At 50.4% G+C, this 621-nt stretch carries 1 protein-coding gene; it reads left to right on the top strand.

Features of this window, described 5'->3' with window-relative positions; all coding sequences use genetic code 11:
• Nucleotides 1-81 precede the first annotated feature (81 nt).
• Nucleotides 82-621: lipid-binding SYLF domain-containing protein (locus tag B2Z72_RS03540; RefSeq protein ID WP_297004180.1), on the top strand; the 540-nt coding region annotated here is incomplete at its 3' end.

The raw sequence follows: 621 nt of genomic DNA, 5'->3' as shown, positions 1-621 counted from the left end.
AATTCATTGAATCCCCTGAAGCTCCGGCTCCCGTCTGTGGTAAATGACATTGCGGAGCAGACAAGGGCAGGAGGTATGGTTATGTTGTTAACAAAATCGCGTATGTCATCGTTCACTGGCTGGGTTGCAGTGCTGGCTGCAGCACTTGCCTTCAGTGCTGCACCCGCTCAGGCATCTCAGGATAAATATTCAGCGGCGCTGGAGGAATTTCACAAAGCGGCGGAGTCGCAGGAATTCTTTGATGAGTCGTATGGTTACGCTTTGTTTCCGACCGTAGGTAAAGGAGGTATCGGTATCGGTGCAGCCTATGGTTCCGGACGTGTTTACCGTGGCGGTGAGTATGTTGGTAACTCAAAATTGACGCAGCTGTCGATTGGTTTTCAGTTGGGTGGTCAGGCCTGCAGCGAAATTATCTTTTTTAAAGATAAAAAGGCTTACGATAAATTTACCGATGGTAATTTCGAATTCGGAGCAGAAGCCTCGGCCGTTGCTGTGACCGTTGGTGCTAATGCCAAAGCCAGTACGAGTGGTAATTCCGCCGGCGCCGGTCGTCATAATGGTGGCCAGACAGCGTCGGCGTCATACATCAATGGTATGGCAACCTTTACCGCAGCCAAAGGT

The organism is Thalassolituus sp. UBA6592 (assembly GCF_002433655.1).
GTDB lineage: Bacteria > Pseudomonadota > Gammaproteobacteria > Pseudomonadales > Oceanobacteraceae > Venatoribacter.
The sequence above is the reverse complement of the archived record's forward strand: the minus strand, read 5'-3'. Positions and strand labels throughout refer to the sequence as shown.